This is a genomic window from Photorhabdus sp. RW14-46 (assembly GCF_963887965.1).
Lineage (GTDB): Bacteria > Pseudomonadota > Gammaproteobacteria > Enterobacterales > Enterobacteriaceae > Photorhabdus > Photorhabdus laumondii.
Genome location: NZ_CAWPHH010000089.1, coordinates 1 through 2,072 on the forward strand (window position 1 = coordinate 1; position 2,072 = coordinate 2,072).

2 protein-coding genes and 2 pseudogenes are annotated in these 2,072 nt (G+C 41.6%); 1 reads left to right on the forward strand and 3 read right to left on the reverse strand.

What is annotated here, in order from left to right:
- Positions 1-163, forward strand: a pseudogene (locus tag AACQ38_RS23610) (ISKra4 family transposase); the annotation flags it as partial.
- Between the two features lie 283 nt (positions 164-446).
- Here AACQ38_RS23610 and AACQ38_RS23615 read toward each other — a convergent pair.
- The 3 genes and pseudogenes from AACQ38_RS23615 to AACQ38_RS23625 all read right to left on the reverse strand — a co-directional run.
- Positions 447-776, reverse strand: a complete 330-nt coding sequence (locus AACQ38_RS23615; RefSeq protein ID WP_339367091.1) for a helix-turn-helix domain-containing protein — start codon at positions 774-776, stop codon at positions 447-449.
- Positions 769-1,155 (reverse strand): type II toxin-antitoxin system RelE/ParE family toxin, encoded by a 387-nt coding sequence (locus AACQ38_RS23620; protein WP_165579229.1) that lies wholly within the window; start codon positions 1,153-1,155, stop codon positions 769-771. The genes AACQ38_RS23615 and AACQ38_RS23620 overlap by 8 nt, the downstream gene beginning before the upstream one ends.
- Before the next feature lie 675 nt (positions 1,156-1,830).
- Positions 1,831-2,072: pseudogene (locus AACQ38_RS23625) on the reverse strand (reverse transcriptase domain-containing protein); the annotation flags it as partial.

A 2,072-nucleotide genomic window follows, 5' to 3' on the forward strand; every position in this document is an offset into this window, starting at 1 on the left:
AAAACAGCAGATGCAGTGGAGCCAGCAAGGTGCGCATTACTTACTCCAGACCCGTACAGCCGTACTGAATGATGATTTGAAAACCCAATTTGAGTATTGGTATCCGGGCATAAAATTAGGTGACGAAACGGAGCATTCTTGGGCAGAAAAGATGGCGGCATAAGTGCCCCACGGTTTTTTATGCTCTCCATGATATATTTTCCTGTCCGAAAAGGAGGTCCGAATTATAGCAGGTGTACGATATGAAATTAACTAACTTTCGGACACGTGGCAGCAAGCATGTCCGAAAGTGTTCGATTTCGGACACAGAAGCACTACAGCATTAGCAACTCAGATAATTGCCTACACATAACTGGTTAAAAATACACTTAGCGTGGGATATTTTCCGAATTCCAAGCGGACCCCTATCTAGGTGACTGGGCAGTTTTACTCACCCAAATCCCGAATTAAACCAATAAAACTTCAGGTCCACGTCGTTCAAGGATACGTAGCATTCTAAGAGCTGGGCCACTTGGCTTTTTTTCTTCTCTTTCCCATTTAGAAACACTTTCTTTTGACATTCCTAATGCTAGAGCCAGCATAGCTTGAGACATTCCATGTTGCGTACGCAGTTGCTTTATCTCAGCTCCTGTCATCATAGTAACAGCTTTAATCTTATCGTTGATTTTCCGTGTATTAACGGCTTTTTTGAGATCATTAACCAAACTTTCCGGTGCAGCATCAATAGCATGTAGTTCTTTGGCTAGCTCAAGCATGTTGTTTAATTTATTACTCACAGATGATTTCCTCCAAGATACCATGGGTTATTAACTCATTGATCTTTTGATCTGTATAGCTAAGGAAAAGTTTGGAAAGCTGTTTATACGCTTCCAATTCATCATCTTCGATTTCTTTTGTACCTTTAGAGCTAATGGTACTTTTTGTCCAGCCGTCAGCAAAAAAGAGATGGTTGTTAACCTTAAAGAAGATGATGACTCTTATTCCACCACTTTTACCTTTTCCATGAATTGCTATTCGTTTTTTGATAACGCCACCACCCAAATCAGCTTCAAACTTTCCGTTTTGAACTTCTTGTGCAGCATTCAATAACTGTTGATCTGAAATGTTAATTTTTTTCGTGCTTTTTTTGAAAGATGAGATTTTATAGAACGCCACAAATGTTCTCCAAGTGGTAACAAGTACTATAGTAACAGATACTACTTTAAAATCAATTATTCGCTGTAATGATCTATAAACTATGCTGATTTTATGAGCGAAGCGAATGAAAGGCGGCTCTCATTATCCAACGGGGATAAAATGGTTGAACCGCCGAAGCCATAGAGGATCAATGGGATCACAAAATCCTTCTCCCCTGCTAAGCTAAAAAATTTATCAAGTAGTTTGAGTTTAATTAGTTCTGCCGGAGGCACGCAGTGGTCACGCCGTAGGCGTGGCGTATCTGCGCGTTGGCGGGTGTTTACGACCGCTTACGGGACGTTATATATTGAATTTTTCCCTTGAACGAAGTGAAAGGGGCTAACTATTGAGAGTTGTAGCCTTTAGGCTCAACTCCATTTGTTATTCCTTATTTGTAAGGCATGTTTTGTTCAGAAATAAGCTTCGAAATTAATGAAATTTTAAAGTGCACATTCGAAATTAATTGCCTTACTTTATATACTTCATCATTGTTTTGAGCAAAGAATCTGTTTCAAAGGCGAAAACAGTCGAAAAAAAGCAAACGTAGATAAGTTGAACGGATAAAAAAGAATCGAAACTTATTATTAGGTGAAACACCAAAACCGCGCTAGGCACGGTTATTGGGGTTATCGGGTCGCGCAAGGGAACCTCCCCATCGGCATACCTTTCAAAGGGGACGCCGGGAAACTGACGTTTCATCCACATATCAAAGGCATAATGCAGGAACAGATTCGAAATCAGGGGTGAAATCACGCCGCCCTGCGGCGTTCCCCTGTTCCGTACCTGCACCCTTCCATCCGGCATTTGCACCGGCGCCTTCAGCCAGCGTTCGATATACATCACCAACCAGCGTTCCTGTGTGTGATGCCGCACTGCTTTCAGTAACAGGGCATGAT